Annotated in this window: 16 protein-coding genes; 4 read left to right on the forward strand and 12 right to left on the reverse strand. The window is 58.6% G+C overall.

Features of this window, described 5'->3' with window-relative positions:
• Positions 1-198: 198 nt before the first annotated feature.
• Together NWP14_RS05625 and NWP14_RS05630 are read right to left on the reverse strand one after the other, a co-directional pair.
• Entirely contained in the window at positions 199-675 is a 477-nt protein-coding gene (locus NWP14_RS05625) for an NUDIX hydrolase (RefSeq protein WP_375214943.1), read from the reverse strand.
• A 55-nt stretch (positions 676-730) separates the two neighbouring features.
• The gene (locus tag NWP14_RS05630; protein WP_375214944.1) at positions 731-1,738 is read right to left on the reverse strand and encodes an alpha/beta hydrolase family protein; all 1,008 of its coding nucleotides are present in this window, start codon (positions 1,736-1,738) and stop codon (positions 731-733) included.
• Between the two features lie 3 nt (positions 1,739-1,741).
• Between NWP14_RS05630 and NWP14_RS05635 the strand changes: the two genes are divergently transcribed.
• Together NWP14_RS05635 and NWP14_RS05640 are read left to right on the forward strand one after the other, a co-directional pair.
• Entirely contained in the window at positions 1,742-2,425 is a 684-nt protein-coding gene (locus tag NWP14_RS05635; protein ID WP_375214945.1) for a hypothetical protein, read from the forward strand.
• Positions 2,426-2,627: 202 nt separating this feature from the next.
• A complete protein-coding gene (locus NWP14_RS05640) occupies positions 2,628-4,199 on the forward strand; it encodes a diguanylate cyclase (RefSeq protein WP_375214946.1) in 1,572 nt (523 codons plus the stop codon).
• Positions 4,200-4,210: 11 nt separating this feature from the next.
• On the opposite strand, the gene NWP14_RS05645 is transcribed toward NWP14_RS05640, so the two are convergent.
• Positions 4,211-4,597, reverse strand: a complete 387-nt coding sequence (locus NWP14_RS05645; protein WP_095097362.1) for a hypothetical protein — start codon at positions 4,595-4,597, stop codon at positions 4,211-4,213.
• A 52-nt stretch (positions 4,598-4,649) separates the two neighbouring features.
• Complete coding sequence (locus NWP14_RS05650) at positions 4,650-4,973, reverse strand: hypothetical protein (protein ID WP_375214947.1); 324 nt, start codon at positions 4,971-4,973, stop codon at positions 4,650-4,652.
• A 269-nt stretch (positions 4,974-5,242) separates the two neighbouring features.
• On the opposite strand from NWP14_RS05650, the gene gap reads away from it, so the two are divergent.
• Complete coding sequence (gene gap, locus NWP14_RS05655; protein WP_095097356.1) at positions 5,243-6,241, forward strand: type I glyceraldehyde-3-phosphate dehydrogenase; 999 nt, start codon at positions 5,243-5,245, stop codon at positions 6,239-6,241.
• A gap of 50 nt (positions 6,242-6,291) precedes the next feature.
• Here gap and aldA read toward each other — a convergent pair whose 3' ends face one another.
• The 8 genes from aldA to NWP14_RS05695 form a co-directional block, all read right to left on the reverse strand.
• Complete coding sequence (aldA, locus tag NWP14_RS05660) at positions 6,292-7,731, reverse strand: aldehyde dehydrogenase (RefSeq protein WP_331835330.1); 1,440 nt, start codon at positions 7,729-7,731, stop codon at positions 6,292-6,294.
• 201 nt (positions 7,732-7,932) lie between these two features.
• Positions 7,933-8,736, reverse strand: a complete 804-nt coding sequence (locus NWP14_RS05665; protein ID WP_375214948.1) for a YdcF family protein — start codon at positions 8,734-8,736, stop codon at positions 7,933-7,935.
• A 77-nt stretch (positions 8,737-8,813) separates the two neighbouring features.
• On the reverse strand, positions 8,814-10,250 hold the full coding sequence (locus tag NWP14_RS05670) for an amino acid permease (protein WP_095097347.1): 1,437 nt from the start codon (positions 10,248-10,250) through the stop codon (positions 8,814-8,816).
• Between the two features lie 10 nt (positions 10,251-10,260).
• The gene (gene astE / locus NWP14_RS05675; protein ID WP_375214949.1) at positions 10,261-11,256 is read right to left on the reverse strand and encodes a succinylglutamate desuccinylase; all 996 of its coding nucleotides are present in this window, start codon (positions 11,254-11,256) and stop codon (positions 10,261-10,263) included.
• 10 nt (positions 11,257-11,266) lie between these two features.
• Positions 11,267-12,607, reverse strand: coding sequence for an N-succinylarginine dihydrolase (astB, locus tag NWP14_RS05680; protein WP_375214950.1), 1,341 nt, complete (start codon positions 12,605-12,607; stop codon positions 11,267-11,269).
• Positions 12,608-12,629: 22 nt separating this feature from the next.
• On the reverse strand, positions 12,630-14,096 hold the full coding sequence (gene astD, locus NWP14_RS05685; protein ID WP_375214951.1) for a succinylglutamate-semialdehyde dehydrogenase: 1,467 nt from the start codon (positions 14,094-14,096) through the stop codon (positions 12,630-12,632).
• Complete coding sequence (gene astA, locus NWP14_RS05690; protein ID WP_375215101.1) at positions 14,087-15,103, reverse strand: arginine N-succinyltransferase; 1,017 nt, start codon at positions 15,101-15,103, stop codon at positions 14,087-14,089. Before astA ends, astD begins: the two co-directional genes overlap by 10 nt.
• 18 nt (positions 15,104-15,121) lie before the next feature.
• On the reverse strand, positions 15,122-16,327 hold the full coding sequence (locus NWP14_RS05695) for a bifunctional succinylornithine transaminase/acetylornithine transaminase (protein ID WP_375214952.1): 1,206 nt from the start codon (positions 16,325-16,327) through the stop codon (positions 15,122-15,124).
• 528 nt (positions 16,328-16,855) lie between these two features.
• Between NWP14_RS05695 and NWP14_RS05700 the strand changes: the two genes are divergently transcribed.
• The gene (locus tag NWP14_RS05700; protein ID WP_095097330.1) at positions 16,856-18,130 is read left to right on the forward strand and encodes a Glu/Leu/Phe/Val dehydrogenase; all 1,275 of its coding nucleotides are present in this window, start codon (positions 16,856-16,858) and stop codon (positions 18,128-18,130) included.
• Positions 18,131-18,262 lie beyond the last annotated feature (132 nt).

An 18,262-nucleotide genomic window follows, 5' to 3' on the forward strand; every position in this document is an offset into this window, starting at 1 on the left:
CGCCCGTAGGCGCGTCCCCGTCGCCTGGTGTCACCGATGGCCCTGTGGTCCAGTTCAGCCGGGCGCTTAGTGGTGAAAAAAGTCAGGGACGTGCCGTTTGCCCTAAGCATCCGCTCGCAATATGTAAAAGCGACATTTGCTATGGGAGTGATGGGCTAAGTTCAGATGTTCATTGCATGCCAGAAGCGAACATCAAGGTCATTGCGACACGTTAAATACCGGGGAGTCGGTTAACCTGCTTTCAAGAATGTTGATGATCAAATCGAGTGGGAAGATGATTTCATCGGTATGTCTGAGCTCTTCTATTGTCCACCAGTAGTGATCGCGAATGACTTTTTTTTCGTTGCTACTCCACCTTGAGCGGTCGATATCTGATGTATTTGTATTAATAATGAAGAAACGCTCATCAGCAACAACCGTCTCCCCATCAGCTAGCATCATGGTGAAGGATCTGGATGCGATCTGCGGTCCTGCAGCTGTTCTTATCAGACCCGTTTCTTCAAGTAATTCGCGTAAAGCAGCCTGCTCGAAGGATTCATTGTGTTCAAGCCCTCCACCCGGCGTTGCCCAATATGTCCTGCCGCTCAAAGCGTCATCTGTATGGCAGAAGCAAAAGAGCAAGACGTGATTTTCAGGCGAAAGAACTATTAATCGAGATGATGGGCGAGTGCGCACAAATCCCCCTTACATAAAGTGTTAACCATTTAGTCAGCCGTCAGCGTGAAGTTCATTAACCGCATTTCTGGTTAAGGATCCAGTGCGAAACAGCAGTGAGTGCTGCGGGTGAATACGCATATTGCCCCAACAACAGAAACAGGCCCTGTTTCCACAGCGGCAGCTGTGAGGGAAGCTGGTAATCAAACCATCTACTGCGCAGGAGCCCGTGAGTCGCACCGGCAACCAGTTGGATGCATCGGGGAGTGCTCTCTGGTAACTTCCTGGCCCAGATCTCGACTGTTTCATTCGGGTCCACATTTCGATCGTTCTCTCCCATCATGATTAACGCGGGAGTATGCATCCCGGAGATCTCTTTGGTTGCATCCGCGCGGGAATTTCTGCGCTCGAAGTCCTGCCGGGTACAGCGCGACAGGCAAGGATGTGCAGCAGCTTCCTCCGTAAACTGTCTGTCAAAGGTCTCTTCTTCAAGTTTTTTAGTCTGGTCAATTTCAACGGCCGAACGCCCGGCAAATTTGAGCCGTTGCTCCAGATAGTATACGCCCTGATTTCGCCAGTTTATCGCCGCGCCGACCAGCACGGCAAAATCGGGGAGAGCCAGCTGGCTAGCCTGCGGCACGACCCATCCGGCCTGCGAAAATCCGAGAAATCCCGCACGACTGTCTTTCAACTCAGGCTGTTGTTTCATTTTTTGTAATGCCATTGCCGCTTCTTCTGCGCGATCCGCCATTGTCTGCGCCAGCCAGTTCCCGGTGCTTGTTCCTACGCCGGGTTTATCCCATGAAAAAACGGCTATTCCCTGGGCCACCAGGAACTTAACAAGCGGAATATACCCGTCTGCGGACCAGCGATCCTGGGCACCGTCGCCGTGAACGATAAGCACCACCGGTGGATTAACTTTACCAGGAGGAAGAATTAACGTCCCGTGTAAAATATCCTGATGGTGCTGAAATGATATTTCTCTCTGTTTTCCATAACCAGAAAGATCAAAATCTGACAGGCGAATAACGAAGAAAGCACAAAAAATGACGATCGCGGCAAAGAAGAAGATAAGGTATTTCATCTGATGTCTTTTTATTCAGCCGAGCATATTAAAAGAATAATTTATTACGATAGAAACCGGCATATGAAAACTATCATCAATGTTATATTGCCTCCACTCATTTCATTACCAGACGATGCCAATATGGACATTACCTTAATACGGCACGGGAAGCCTGACGGCGTAAAGAACCGGGGTTTGTTGTGGCTTAAAACCAGCGAAATGCCTGCCTGGATAGCGGATTATAACGCTGCCACGGTAGCTGAAATGCCCTCTCCGAAGACAAAATCCGCCTGCGAGGCCAGCGATTATTTTGTCTGCAGCCCCCTGCCGCGCGCGCTTTCGTCTCTATCTGCGCTGGGGGTGAACCCGGATGCCATACTCCGCGACCTCAGCGAAGCGCCGCTGCCCGTTATCAACGTAGCGCTAATAAAATTCCCCGCGGGTATCTGGCTGATGCTGTTCCGCCTGCTCTGGTTTTTTGATCTTGCGGCGGGATCTGAATCAAAAGCTGAAGTCCGGGCGCGAGCAGCAAAAATGGCGCGGGAGCTGATCGACACGGCGGCGCAGCACGGGCACGTTGTCAGCATGGGCCACGGCCTCTTAAACACCTTTATTGCGCTGGAATTAACGCGTCTGGGCTGGATAAAAATTGCGGGTACCGGCTCAGGCTACTGGAGCCGGGTAACGTATCGTTCCCCACGGTAAGTCTCTAAGGGCGTCGTCGATTAGGTATCGCTGATATGGCATGGACAAAATCGATCGACGCCCAGTAGCACGGCGCGCCATAATCCCGGCCGCCGCCCGCTAGCCGGAACTTGCGATCAAGCGATAGAGCAGCAGAAGCTGCTTATGTTCTGCGCTAAAAAGCTGATAAAATGCAGAAAATTTTTAAGATACGTGAAAACTTATGCCAAGGAAAAAACTGCATCTGCGCACTCTCATGCTGATGTTGTCCGTCGGAGGGATCCTGCTGACATCAATGCTGCTGCTCAGCGCCCTGACGCTTTTCCAGAAGGGCAACATTGAGGATCGGTTACTCGAGAACAACCTCGCCTACGCCCGTAAACTGGCGGATACCACCGACCGCTACCTGGTGACGGCGCAGCGGGAGCTGGCCTACAGCGCCGGGCAGATAAAAGCCCTTAACGACCGCCGCCAGCTGCAAAATGAAGCTGACCGGCTGCGCCTGCAGTCCGGCTTTTTCAACTCGGTGGTAATTGTTAATTCCAACGCCGTTATTGCTGCCGCCTCTCCGGAGAGCCTGAAGCTGGTGGGGATAAAGCTGCACTCTGGCGCTAGCAGGCAGGCCATAGCCTCAAAAAAGCTTTTTATCTCTGAACCTTTTATATCGGCGGCGGGTAATTACGTCGTGTTTGTCTCGCAACCATTATTTAGCCCCGGCGGCGACTATCTCGGTTATATCGGCGGCAGCATCTATCTGCAAAAAGAGAGCATGCTCAGCGATATTCTAAGCATGCATTTTTACGAAAATACAACGGACGTCAGCGTCATTAATAATGAAGGTAAAATAATCTTTAATCGCGATCCGACACGAGTGGGCGGCGGGTTTAATTCTGCTCCCGGCCTGCAGGAGCAGATTATCAAAACGCAAAACGGGCACTTTTTTGGCGATGGCAAAAGCGGCGGCAACCTGGTTGGCTACGCCAGCCTGAAGCAGGCCGACTGGAAGGTTATCATCTCGGGGGCATCGGAAAGCGTATCCCGTATATTAATGCAGACGGTAGTGAACGCGTTCTGGTTCACGCTCGCGATCATCATCCTCACGGTGACGACCGTAACGATTTTTGCTGCCATCATTTCGGCTCCGCTGGAGAAACTCGCAGAATTCACGCGCGCGGAAAACAATGAGTCCACGCTCAAAAAGCTGGCCAATATTAACGTCTGGTACAAGGAAGCGGAACGTCTTAAAGAGGCTTTCAGCCTGCATCTGCAAATAATGGCCAGGCGGGTAAACGCCCTCAGCGATGAAACGATGACGGACCCGCTGACCGGACTCTATAACCGCAAAGGTTTCAGCACCCTGCTGAAACAATCCCTCCATTCCGCCGAGCGCTGCATCATCGCGATTGATATAGACCATTTTAAAAAGATTAACGATCTGCACGGGCATGACGGCGGCGATGCTGTGCTGGTCACATTCAGTGAGAAGCTGCGCAACCTCTGCGCCGACGGGCAGGTTGCCTGTCGGTTTGGCGGTGAGGAGTTTGTGGTGTTCCTGCCGGATACCGGCCTGACAGCGGCGGCGGCGGTGGCTGAACGCATCCGGGTGGGGATCGAAAATGCCGATTTCCCCCACGCCGGGAAAGTGACCATTTCCCTCGGCGTTGCCGGGTTCAGCGATAACGAAAACGATGTTTACACCGTCCTTCGCAAAGCTGATTTGGCGCTCTATGAAGCCAAACGTTCCGGTCGTAACACCGTGGTTATCGACGACGCCGGGGGATTTTCCCGCATCTGAACGGGCGAAAATTACTGCGCCACGCAGGTTCCATAATGCTGAGAGGCGAAAATGCCTCCCGGCATAACCGTATTGCGGCTATGCACCGAATCACCGCTCCTCGTCATTGTCGTAACGGTGACGTTACCGACCTCTGACGTTTCAATAAAAGACATGCCGTCTACGCCGTTTGGCACGATGGCTACCTCGGTCGAACCGGCGTTTCCGGCCATATAGGCCTTGCTTGTTCCGCTATCGATGATAAACGTCAACACCATCGGGTTTTTAGCGACATGATTGCCGCTTTGGTCACTATAGGTCGGGTAGGAACACTTAACCGACGTTGTTTTCGCCGTCACCGCAAACGAGGCGCTACCCAGCGTCAATACAGCCAGAAAACAGCTGCCCGATAGATTCATTGCTAACACCTTTTATCCATAAATTCGCCCGCGGCAGAAAGATCGTACCGCGCTAATCTGCCGTCCGGCCGCGCCATTTTTTATGCGCTAAGGAGATTTTTTCTGTAGTAACCGCATCGACAACGCCCGCTTCAAATCTGCGCGCGTTGGCTAATGATAAATCCTGTGCCGCCCTTTTCTCCAGCTCTCTTAATGATTGTTCGTTCAGCGCCCCGCTCTTCAGCAGACGAAGCTTTATTGCCAGCTGCCGCTTTGCTTCCGCTCTGGTGCGGGGCGGTATCTTCAGCGCCTCAATCTCTGCCTGAAGAGTTAACCGCGCGGGGGTCGTTTTTCCTGCCGCGATCAGCCGGCCGATCCTGCGTTTTTTTGACATCATTTAACTCCTAAACCGCCGGGGTGGACGATTGGGCAAGGCGTTCCTGAGCGCCATAAAAGAAAGCCGTTTTTATAACAGCGGAAACAGAACGCGTCCCGTTTTATCGGCCCGACTTCCTCCCGCCAGATGATGAACGAATGCATTAATTTTTCTGTAGCGTTTTTTCAAAAGCTTAGCCACGAGGCCGATTTTGCTGGTTGCCCAGGCCGGCCGACTGGAGTATGCCTGTATGAGTTTTACCCTCTAACCGACTCACCAGGAGATTTTCCATGAGCAAGCTTGGAATTAATGGATTTGGTCGTATCGGACGTCTGGTATTACGCCGTTTGTTGGAAGTTAACAGCCCGCTGGAAGTGGTGGCAATTAACGATCTCACCTCGCCTAAAGTGCTGGCCTATCTGTTAAAACATGACTCTAACTACGGTCCCTTCCCGTGGAGCGTAGACTACACCGACGACGCGCTGATCGTTAACGGTAAGACCATCACCGTCTACGCCGAGAAAGAGGCCCGGCACATTCCGTGGAAAAGCACAGGCGCGGAGCTTATCGTGGAGTGCACCGGTTTCTATACCTCGACGGAGAAAGCCCAGGCTCACCTGAGCGCCGGGGCGAAAAAGGTTCTGATCTCCGCCCCCGCCGGGGAGATGAAAACCATCGTCTACAACGTCAATGACGACACCCTCACCGCAGACGACACCATTATCTCCGTCGCCTCCTGCACCACCAACTGCCTGGCGCCGATGGCCAAAGTGCTCCACGATGCGTTCGGGATCAGGCTCGGCACGATGACCACCATTCACGCCTACACCGGCACCCAGTCGCTGGTCGACGGCCCGCGCGGCAAAGATCTACGCGCCTCGCGCGCGGCGGCGGAAAACATCATCCCGCACACTACCGGGGCGGCGAAGGCGATTGGTCTGGTCATTCCTGAGCTCAGCGGCAGGCTGAAAGGCCACGCCCAGCGCGTGCCGACCAAAACCGGATCGGTCACCGAACTGGTCTCGATTCTTGAGAAAAAGGTGACCGCCGAAGAGGTCAATCAGGCGATGAAGAACGCGGCGGCGAATAATGAATCCTTCGGCTATACCGAAGAGGAGATCGTCTCTTCCGACGTGATTGGCAGCCACTTTGGCTCGATTTACGACGCCACCCAGCTTGAAATCGCCGAGGCAGGCGACGTTCAGCTGGTCAAAACCGTGGCGTGGTACGACAACGAATACGGCTTCGTCACCCAGCTCATCCGCGTGCTGGATAAGTTTGCTAAATAGGTTGTAACCGTAGCGGATAGCCCTCGGCTATCCGCTTTTTCACCCGCGGCTCAGGCCTGCAAATAGACCACCTGGGTCTGCAGGTATTCGTTCAGACCGTGGCGGCCGTCGGCCCCGCCGATGCCGGATTTGCGCCAGCCCGCATGAAAGCCCTGCATGGCTTCAAAGTTCTCGCGGTTAACGTAGGTTTCGCCGAACTTCAGCCCCTTAATCGCCTTCATCGCCACGTTCAGGTCGCGCGTATAGATTGACGATGTCAGCCCGTAGTCGCTGTCGTTGGCCATCGCCAGCGCCTCCTCAAGCGTGTCAAACGCCACCACCGGCAGTACCGGGCCAAAGGTTTCTTCGTGGACGATATCCATCTCCTGGCGCACGTCCAGCAGCAGCGTCGGCGGATAAAAATAGCCGCTGCCGGCAACCGCTTTGCCGCCTAAGGCAAGGCGCGCGCCCTGAGCCAGCGCTTTGGCCACCTTCTGCTCGACCCGCTCCAGCGCGGCGGCGTTGATCAGCGGCCCCATCGCAATATCATCGCGCAGGGCCGGGTCGCCGAACTGCACCGCTTTCAGCGCTTCGCCGAGGCGGTTAACGAAGCGATCGTAGATCCCTTTCTGCACGTAAACGCGCTCAACGCAGTTGCATACCTGCCCGCTGTTGATCACCCGCGAATCGACCACCGCCTTGACCGCCAGCTCAAGATCGGCGTCATCCATCACAATCGCCGGCGCCTTACCGCCCAGCTCGAGGCACACTTTGGTGATATTTTTCGCCGCAGCGGCCATGATTTTTTCACCCGCGCCTACGCTGCCGGTCATGCTGACCATCGCCACTTTCGGGTTCGCCGCCAGCTCCTGGCCGACGGTCTCCCCGCGACCTAACACCAGGTTAAACACCCCCTTCGGCAGGCCAATATCATCGACAATCTGCGCGAAGGCAACGGCGTTATTGGGCGTGAACTCGCTCGGTTTAATCACAATCGTATTGCCGGTCAGCAGCGCCGGGGCGAGCTTGCGGGCAATCAGGAAGAACGGGAAGTTCCACGGCAGGATGCCGGTGGTCACGCCGAGGGCGCGTTTGAAAACGAGGATATTTTCGCCGGGACGGTCGCTTTGCACGATTTCACCTTCGTAGCGCCGCGCCCACTCGGCCATATAGTCGAGATAATCGGCGGTAAAGGAGACCTCCACTGCCGCCAGCTGCTGAGTCTTCCCGCCTTCAGCTACGATAAGCGCCGCAATCTCGCCGGCGCGTTCGCGGACCCCGATGGCGATTTTACGCAGCCAGCCGGCGCGCTCGATAGCCGGCAGCGCCTCCCAGGCCGGCTGCGCGCGATCCGCGGCATCAATGGCCCGCCGCGCGTCTTCGGCGCTGCCGTCGGGGATACGGGAGAGCAGCGCTTCGGTAGCGGGATTAAGCACGTCAATCCAGGCGTCGCCGCGTCCGGCAACAAACTGACCATCAATATACATCGGGTGCTGAACGGGTGCTGTCATAGCCTGCTCCTGTAGATTTATTGTTTTTAACAAGTGATTTATTTGTTAAAAATCTATCCATAAGAGGCAATAAGAGCAGTCCGCACGCCTGATTATGTGAATTACTTCATAAAAACGGCCCCGAAAGCCGGGGGAAACGTTACATTCAGGCAACACAAACTGCCCGTTTGCGACAAACCTGGCGCAAACGGGCAAAAATCATCAGCCTAAGGTTCGCTCGCCGAGGGCGTGGGTCAGGAGGCTGTCTTCACTCAGCTGGCGCCACGCGCTGACAATCCGCGGAGGCATATCAACGTGGGCAATAAAATCTTTACCCAGCGGACCGTATCCCTGCGGGCCATTCTGCAGGCGCGGCAGCTCGCCAAGGATCAGCGCCAGATAGCGCCCCACCGGCCACAGCCCGTGCGCCGCCCCGCTGAACGCCAGGCCCTGCTCCGGCGTATTGCGCAGCCGGGGCACGAAGCCCGGGGTGCTGTACCAGCGCGGCAGCGGATCTGCCCCCTGCCAGACGCGGGCGAAGGTCGCCATCGTTCGCCGCTGCATGGTCGGGTCCTGGATAACCACGCCCGCGCGGTGCGCCAGCCCCTCGGCCTCGAGCACGTCGCGGGTAAAGCGCGCGTTCTCGCCGCAGTTGGTGGAGCGCGCTTCCGTCACGATCCGCTCGCGCGGTATGTGCCAGTACTGATGGGCGATATCGGCAAGGATAAGCGCTTCGGCGCGTCCCTCTACCGGCAGCGAACCATAGCGCGGATCGTTGCGTACCGCCTCATAGAGAAATGAAGTTGAGTGCCCAATCCCGCCGCTTATCAGCAGCGGAACCTCGGCGTCAGCCGCCAACCGGCAGGCGGCATCAATGGTCGGGATCACCGCGTTGCCCGCCAGCACCACCACCTCAAACGGCGGCTTCTGCGCCAGCGTTGTAAAATCGTCCTGCGCCAGCCAGGCGCCGACGAGGTTCGCTGCCGCCAGCGTATCGGCGGAGAGCGCCGGGAAATTATCTGACATACCTTCTCCTTTTCAGTTTGCGCAGCGACAACGTCCCTCTTTATCGCCGCGCAGCAGATTGGGCCGATTGTATCCTGTCAGGCGTTAAGTTTCTCCAGCCGCGTTTGCCCTTCTCGCTTCTGCTTTATTTTCCAGCACAGCCACAGGGCGATGAACCACAGCGGCGTGGCGATCAGCGCCTTCAGGGTATCGGGGTCGAAGATCATAATAAAAATGGAGAAGGCAAAAAACAGCAGGCTTAGCCAGCTCATCGCCACGCCCGCCGGCATCTTAAAGGCCGAGCTTTCATGCAGGTCCGGGCGCTTTTGCCGATACACCAGGTAGGCCACGAGGATCATTCCCCAGCTGAAGACCACCATAATGGCCGCCAGCGTTGAGACGATGGTAAACAGGGTCATCACGTTCGGTACGAGGAACAGCAGCAGCGTGCCGCTGAGCATACAGAAGCAGGAGAACAGCAGGCTGCGCACCGGAATGCGGGTATGGCGCGACAGGATGCGGAACTGCCCGTGGGCGTGCTTCTCAACCGACAGGCCGTAAAGCATGCGGGTGCTGGAGTAAACCCCGCTGTTGGCTGACGACATCGCCGAGGTCAGGGCCACGAAGTTTATCACCGCCGCGGCGGCGGGCAGGCCGGCTTTGGCGAACAAGGTGACGAACGGGCTGGCGTCGGGCGACACGCCCGGCCACGAGGCCACGGCAATAATCACCACCATCGACAGCAGATAAAAAATGATAATCCGCAGCGGCAGCGCGTTGATCGCCTTAGGTAAGATCTTCTGCGGATCGCGGGTTTCCGCGGTCATCGTCCCGAGCAGCTCAATCCCGGTGAAGGAGAAAATCGCTATCTGGAAACCGGCGAGGAAGCCGGTGACGCCGTGAGGCATAAAGACCGCCGGGTCGGTAATGTGGTGCAGCGAGGCCTTCACGCCGTCCGGCGAGGTCCAGCCGATGGCGATCATCCACGCGCCGGTGACGATCAGCGCGATAATCGTAATCACCTTGATCAGCGCAAACCAGAACTCAGCCTCGCCGAACATCTTCACCGACAGCAAATTGAACAGGAACAGAATGCCGAGGGTGCTCAGGGCCGGCATCCACGCCGACATTTCGGGAAACCAGTACTGCATATAGCTGCCGCACACCACCACGTCGGCAATACAGGTCACCACCCAGCTCAGCCAGTAGGTCCAGCCGAGGTAAAAGCTCGCCTGCGGTCCCAGATAATCGCCGACGAAATCGGCGAAGGAGCGATAGTCCAGGCGGGTGAGCAGCACTTCGCCCATCGCCCGCATCACCATATAGGTAAAAAAGCCCACCAGCAGGTAGATCAGCAGGATCGAGGTCCCCGCCACCGCAATATTTCGTCCCGCCCCCATAAACAGGCCGGTACCGATAGCGCCGCCCAGCGCAATCATCTGAATGTGCCGGGCGCCAAGGCCGCGTTTGAGCTGCGACGGGCACTCCCCGTCGATGGCAGGATGCTCCTGCCCCTCACGTTGATGTTGAGTCATGTCGATTCCTTCAGAGAGGCAAAGAAAGGCATGGCGCGGCAGACTTCAGCAGCAAACCGGCGCGTTGCCCGTTTGCCACTCCCGCATTCGGAAACAGGATGTAGGGAGCCTGCGCATCGATAACCCACGTTTTCTCCGCCTGACGCGCAATAACGTGCCCGACGGCAAGCGCGGTGAAGTTTTCAGTTTGCGGATCGAGGTGCAAGGTGAAGCGATCGTCGCCCTTGATGATGCTCTCCTGAACCACAAAATGGCGCATCGGCTCCTTGAGGCGCGACGGCAGCGCCCCGCCGCCGATCGTCGCCCGCAGCGCCGCATCGGCGGCGGCAAACAGGCGCAGATCGTTCTCGCCAAAGGGCATCACCTTGCCCAGCTCCAGCGTCGCGCTTTCGGCGGCAAACGTCTCGCCGGTAAAGTGGGTAAAGGTCCCGCCGGGTTCGGTATGACGCACCACCGCGTCCATACCGCTGGCGGCGAGCAACTGATAAAACCCGGCGCTGTACTCTCCCTCCCGCGCGGGGAGAAGCGCAAACTGGCGGTAGCGCGAGCCGCGGATGGCGGTATGCAGATCGAGATGCACTCTGCCGACGCGGCCGTGGGCATCGGCCGCCGTATAGAACGCCCGGACCGCCGCCTCCAGCTCCGCCGCGCGCCGGGACTCATTGCCCGGCGCCGCGCGCAGATGACGCCCGCCGAACAGGCGGTTGAGGTCGTTATGCAGATAGCGGCGGGAGGCGCGGATCGCCGGCAGGTTGCCGAAGACGATCAGCAGCGCCTGCGAGAGCGGCTGCTGGCCTTGGCTCAGCGCATGCGCGATCTCCAGCAGCATCTCTATCGGCGCGGTTTCGTTGCCGTGAATGCCGGCTGAAACGATCGCCGCCTGCTGCCACGGCCTCTGCGGCAGCAGCTGCAGCACGCCGTCCGCCAGCCAACGCGCCTCAATTTCTGCGGGAAACGCCCACTCCGCCAGCCGACAGTGCAGTAAATCATTCACCTTGTTGTCCATTCCCGGTCCCTTAGCGCTGGAAGTCATAGATGCAGCCCAGGCGCAAAATCTGCGTCAGTTCATCAAGGGCCTGATACACCTCGCTCAGGAGCTGCGGGTCGGCCAGGTCGCGGGCGTGGAGGCGATCGCGGTAATGCTTCTCGACCCACTGCGTGAGCTGCCGATAGCGCGCGTCGTCCATCAGGCTGTGCGGATTCACCGCCGCCAGCTCGGCGTGGTTCAGCACCACCCGCAGGCGCAGGCAGGCCGGGCCGCCGCCGTTGCGCATGCTTTCACGCAGATCGAATACCGCCAGCTCGTCGATCGGCGACGCGCTGTCGCTCACCAGCCCGCTCAGGTACTGCCAGACGTTGTCGCGCTGGCGGCACTCTTCCGGCACCACAATCAGCATTTTGCCATCCGGCTTGCTCAGCAGCTGGCTGTTGAACAGATACGAGGCGACGGCGTCGTTAAGCCCCACCTGGGCCTGCGGAACCTCGACGCTGACAAACGGAATATCCAGGCGGGCCGCTTTTTCCCGCAGGGTCGCCAGCAGCGCCTGCTGCTGTACAAAGGCCTGCTGATGATGGAACAGCACGTGGCGATTGCTTACCGCAATCACGTCATTATGGAACACGCCGCCGTCGATGGCCGCCGGATCCTGCTGGGCAAAGACGGTATATTCCGGGTTCAGCCGATGCAGCCTCGCCACCGCCTGGCTCGCCTCCAGGGTCTGGCGCGCCGGATATTTTTGCGGCGCCACGCCGCCGCTGGCGCGCCTGCCGTAGACAAACAGCTGCAGCCCCTGACGGCCGTAGTCGTAGCAGAAGCGGTTGTGGTTTGCCGCCCCTTCATCGCCCAGGTCGCCGTGCTGGGCCAGGGCATGGTGATGGACGAAATAGCCTTCGTCGGCAAAGGTCGCGCGTAAAATCGCCGCGGTGGTCGGCGCTTCCTGGGAGCGGTGCAGCTTGTTGGTCAGGTTGGCGACCGTAAAATGCAGCCTGCCGTCGGCGCTATCGGCGGATGGCGATACCGTCGCCGCGTTGGCGGTCCACATCGACGATGCGGAGCTGAAGGCCGAGAGCAGATGCGGCGCGTCGGCAGCGGCGCGGGCGATCACCTGCTCATCGCTGCCGTAAAAGCCCAGGCCGCGCAGCGCGGCGATATTCGGCCGCGGCTGCGGGGGTAAAATCCCCTGAATAAAGCCCCTGTCGGCAAGGGCCTTCATTTTGCATAAGCCCTGCAGCGCCGCCTTCTTCGGGTTGGATACGCCGTCGCGGTTATTTTGCGAGGCTTCGTTACCGACCGACAGCCCGGCGTAGTGGTGCGTAGGCCCAACCAGGCCATCGAAATTAGCTTCAAAACCAGACATAGTGTCCTCACAGAATCCGTTGTCAGAATGGCAGGCCGGGCGACGTTGCCGCCGGGAGCGTCAGCGTTTCGCTGACCAGCGAGGCCATCGGCCAGGCGCAATAGTCCGCCGCGTACCAGGCCGACGCGCGGTGGTTGCCGGAGGCGCCCACGCCGCCAAACGGCGCCTTGCTGGAGGCGCCGGTCAGCGGCTTGTTCCAGTTGACGATCCCGGCGCGCGCTTCATCGGCGAGCCTGGCGAACAGCGCCGGATCGGCGGAAATCAGCCCGGTCGCCAGCCCGTAGCGGGTGTTGTTGGCGATGCGGATCGCCTCATCAAACTGCTCATAGCGGACCACCGTCAGCAGCGGGCCGAAATACTCTTCGTCGGGCACGTCGATCCCGGTGACGTCAATAATTCCCGGGGTGAGCAGCGTGGAGTTGGGATCCGGCTGGGTCATGCGCAGCAGCACCTTGCCGCCCAGCTGCTCAAGCTTGTCCTGCGCCGCCAGCATCCCCTGCGCCGCCTGCAGGGAGATAACGCCGCCCATAAACGGCTGCGGTTCGGCATCCCAGCGGCCGGCGCGAATGCTGGCGCTGGCGGCAACCAGCCGCTGCAGCAGCGCGTCGCCCTGCTCCCCGCGTTTGACCACCAGCCGGCGGGCGCAGGTGCAGCGCTGTCCGGCGGAGATAAACGCCGACTGGATAATCACGTGCAGCGCCGCGTCGACGTCAAGCGCGTCGGCGACGATCAGCGCGTTGTTGCCGCCCATCTCCAGCGCCAGCATCTTCTCCGGCTGGCCGCCGAGATAGCGGTGGAAGTGGAAGCCGGTTGACGCGCTGCCGGTAAACAGCACCCCGTCAATATCGCGGTTTTCCAGCAGCGCCTGGCCGGTCTCTTTGCCGCCCTGAATCAGGTTGATAACCCCTGCCGGGATCCCGGCCTGCTGCCACAGCTGCACGGTCAGCTCGGCGGTCGCCGGCGTTAGTTCGCTGGGCTTAAAGACCACCGTGTTGCCGGCGATCAGCGCCGGAATAATATGACCGTTCGGCAAATGTCCGGGGAAGTTGTACGGGCCGAAGACCGCCATCACTCCGTGCGGCTTGTGACGCAGGAGCGCTTTGCCGTCCGGCATCGGCGATTCGCGATAGCCGGTGCGCTCGGCGTAGGCGTCAATGGAGATCGCCGCTTTGCCGATCATCGCCTGCACCTCGGTGCGGGTTTCCCACAGCGGCTTGCTGGTTTCACGGGAAATCAGCGCCGCCAGGGCCTCTTTATGCGCATCAAGCAGCGCGGCAAACCGCTGCACGCAGGCAATACGCTCCGCCAGCGCAAGATGGGACCAGGCATAAAAGGCGCCGCGCGCCGCCGCGCAGGCGGCCTGCACCTCCGCCGCTCCCGCGCTGGCCGCCTGCCACAGCGGCGCCTGGTTTTCCGGCGCCAGCTTGGTTAACGGCGCGCCCGAGCCCTGCAGCCACTCGCCTGCGATAAAATGTGCGTTTATTGCCATGATGTCCTGCTCTCCGGATTAAGTGTTACCGCATGAACCCGGTCAGTCTCGCTAACCTCGAGGGCGTCCAGCGCGGCGCGTTCGTTGTTCTCTTCCGGGGTCAGCAGCACCGCGCGGAAATGTTCAAACCGGTTATTGGCGACGATGATCGGCGCCGCCCGCTGCGCCATGACGTGCATGGCCGGGATAAACCGGCTCTCGCCGATCGCTCTGATACTGTCGGTTTGCGCCTCCAGCACCGGGCCGGCGTCGAAAATATCCACCGACCCGCGCCAGCTGAAGCCCTCTTTTTCAAGGATCGCCCGCGCCGGCGAGGTATTGGCATGCACCTCGCCAATCGCTTCGCGGGCGTTTTCCGGCAGCAGCGAGACGTAAATCGGATACGCCGGCATCAGCTCGGCAATAAAGGTTTTCATGCCGGTGCCGGTCAGCCGGTCGGCGTCGGCAAACGGAATATCGAAGAAGTGGTGGCCCAGCGCATCCCAGAACGGCGAATTACCGTGCTCATCGCTGCGTCCGCGCAGCTCGGCGAACAGATGCGGCGAAAACAGCTCCCGGAAGGCGGCGATAAATAAAAACCGCGCTTTGGAGAGGAACAGGCCGTTACGGTTTTTTTGGTACTCCGGGTCGAGGAACAGGGTGCAGAGCTCGCTATGGCCGGTGTGGTCGTAGCTGAGGTTCAGCAGCTCCTGATTTTTATAGACCCCCAGCTCCTTCGAGGCGCGAACCGTGCGCTGCAGGCGGAAATTGTAAAAGGGTTCGTCGAGCCCTACCGCCACCTCAATGGCGCTGACGCCCACCGCCCGCGACAGGTCGGTATCCTCCAGCACGAACAGGAAGCCCTGCTGCCCGCGGGGCAGCCTGCCGGCGAAGGTGTCGACGCTGCGCTGGATCCGCGCGGCCAGGCGCGCGGGATCGTTCGGTAACGACGTCATGCCGACCCCCGCCCGCGAGGCGAGGCGAATGATGTCGTCGAGATCGTTTTCCCTGACGGGACGAAATAGCATCATAAACCGTCTCCCGGATTAGCGCGTCAGGCGGGCGACGGCGCGATCGAGGCGCACGAAGGCTTCCTCAATGTCCGCCAGCGGAATATTGAGCGCGGGGGCAAAGCGCAGGACGTCAGGTCCGGCGATCAGGGCGATCAGCCCCTCCTGCGCCGCGAGGTTGGTCAGCGTTTTGGCCTGGCCGCGCAGGCGGCTCGCCAGCTCGGCGCCAATCAGCAGCCCGACGCCGCGCACCGCGCTGAAAAGATCGTACTTCGCGTTTAGCGCATTCAGCCCGGCGACGATAGCGTCGTGGCGCTCGCCAACCCCGGCCAGCAGCGCCTCATCCAGCTGCGCCAGAACGCCGTTGGCCGCCGTTGCCGCCAGCGGATTGCCGCCGAAAGTGGTGCCGTGGGTCCCCGGCTGGAAAACCTGCGCCCACGCCTCTTTCACCAGCATGGCGCCAATCGGGAAGCCGCCGCCCAGCCCTTTGGCGCTGGTGAGTATGTCCGGGACCACGTTATAGTGCTGGTAGGCGTAGAGCGCGCCGGTCCTCCCGGCGCCGGTCTGAACTTCGTCAAAAATCAGCGTGACGTCATGCTGGTCGCACAGCTCCCGCAGCGTCCTGAGGAATGCCGGATCGGCCGGAACCACGCCGCCCTCGCCGATAATCGGCTCAACGATCACCGCGCAGGTTCGCGCTGAGATGGCGACGGTGAGCGCCGCGATATCGTTATACGGCAGATGGGTAATATCCGGCGGCAGCGGCGCGTAATCACAGGAGTATTTCGGCTGTCCACCCACCGACACGGTGAACAGCGTGCGACCGTGGAAGGCGTTATTGAAGGCAATAATTTCGCTTTTATCGGCGCCAAACTTATCGTGCGCATATTTGCGCGCCAGCTTCAGCGCCGCTTCGTTGGCTTCCGCCCCGGAGTTGCAGAAGAAAACCTTATCGGCAAAGGTGGCGTTAACCAGGGTTTTAGCCAGCTGCAGCACCGGCTCGTTGGTATAGCCGTTGCCAATGTGCCACAGGCTGTCGAGCTGCTCTTTCAGCGCCGCCGCCAGCGCCGGATTGCAGTGGCCAAGAGAGTTAACGGCGATGCCGCCCGCCAGGTCGATGTACTCTTTACCCTGCCGATCCCAAACTTTCGACCCTGCCGCTTTAAGCGGAATAAACGGGGCCGGTGCGAAACAGGGAACCATATAAGAATCAAAATCTTCACGAGTAATGCTGCCTGACATAACGCTTCTCCGGAACAATTGTTGACAATAATTAATGTTGTCAGTCGTGGATATTCGAAATTAACCATTCCCGTGCGCCGTTTTTATTGCGAGCGAATCCGTTGCGATGAAATGAAATTCAGCGCAAAAAATAAAGGCCTTATAAACGCAAGGGCAATTGTTAAGTCATGGTTAATAGCTTGTGCATTGCGTGCTCTCATGCTGGCGCCTACTGTGCTACAAAGTCAATACGGTTGGCTAGCAATTTATTCACTTTTTGAAGACCATCAAGGTAATGATAAATATAGATAATTTATTTTTATATTCACTAATTTGCATAAAATATGCATATTGATGCACGACATGAGGCGGGTTTTCAGTGCGTAGTTATTCACTTAAAAAATAAAATTTCTAACAAAAATGTAAAATTCGTAATTGCCGTCAAATACTGCTTTATAAAATTGGTGATATTATTCATCACACAGAGTTTACTGCTGTAGCTATTCCACGGTTTTACACGACATAAATAACATTGAGAACAGGACTCTTATGGAAAAGTTATCTTACGCATCTGAAAGTAGTGCATCTCCCTGGACAACCTATCTGCGCCAGATCGACCGCGTAGCGCCTTATCTGGGCGATCTCGCCTACTGGGTGGAAACCCTGCGCCACCCGAAACGCGCGCTGATCGTCGACATTCCGGTGCAGATGGATGACGGCACCATCCGCCACTTCGAAGGCTATCGCGTACAGCACAATCTTTCGCGTGGACCGGGTAAAGGTGGTGTTCGCTACCATCCGGACGTTGACCTGAACGAAGTGATGGCGCTTTCTGCCTGGATGACCATCAAGTGCGCCGCAGTCAATATTCCTTACGGCGGCGCTAAGGGCGGCGTTCGCGTCGACCCGTTCAGCCTGTCGGAAGGCGAGCTGGAACGCCTGACCCGCCGCTACACCAGTGAAATCGGCCTTATCATCGGACCGCAAAAAGATATTCCGGCGCCGGATGTCGGCACCAACGGCAAAGTGATGGCATGGATGATGGATACCTACTCCATGAACCACGGCACCACCATCACCGGCGTAGTCACCGGCAAGCCGATCCACCTCGGCGGTTCTCTCGGTCGTGAAAAGGCCACCGGCCGCGGCGTATTTATCACCGGTCGCGAAGTCGCTGGCCGCTTCGGGATTGAAATTGAGGGCGCGAAAGTCGCGCTGCAGGGCTTTGGTAACGTCGGTAGCGAAGCGGCCCGCCTGTTCTCCGAGGTTGGCGCCCGCGTGGTGGTTATTCAGGATCACACCGCGACGTTGTTCAACGAGGGCGGGATTGATATGGCCGCCCTGACCGCATGGCAGGCGGAGAAAAAGCAGATTGCCGGCTTCCCTGGCGCCCGCGAAATCGAGAAAGAAGCGTTCTGGACCACGCCGATGGATATTCTGATCCCGGCGGCGCTGGAGGGTCAGATCACCCGCGAGCGCGCGGAAAAAATCAGCTGTAAGCTGGTGCTGGAAGGGGCTAACGGCCCGACCTACCCTGAGGCCGATGACGTGCTGGCCGAGCGCGGCGTGATCGTGGTGCCGGACGTTATCTGCAACGCCGGCGGCGTAACCGTCAGCTACTTCGAGTGGGTGCAGGATATGGCGAGCTTCTTCTGGAGCGAGGAGGAGATCAACGCCAAAATGGACCGCATCATGACCGATGCGATCGTCCACGTCTGCGAGAAAGCCGCCGACAAAGAGTGCTCTCTGCGTACCGCGGCCTATATCGTCGCCTGTGAGCGTATTCTGATGGCGCGTAAAGATCGCGGGATCTATCCGGGCTAAGGCTCGACGACGATCGCCACAACCGCCCGGGCCCTGGCCCGGGCTTTTTTTGCCCTTTCGCCGCCGCACGTACATTTTTCGAACAGACCATTAACCATTTTTCTATTTAACCTTGAATTCGCCAATCCGTCG

The organism is Klebsiella sp. C349492 (genome assembly GCF_042055345.1).
In the GTDB taxonomy this organism is placed as follows: Bacteria; Pseudomonadota; Gammaproteobacteria; order Enterobacterales; family Enterobacteriaceae; genus Klebsiella; species Klebsiella scottii.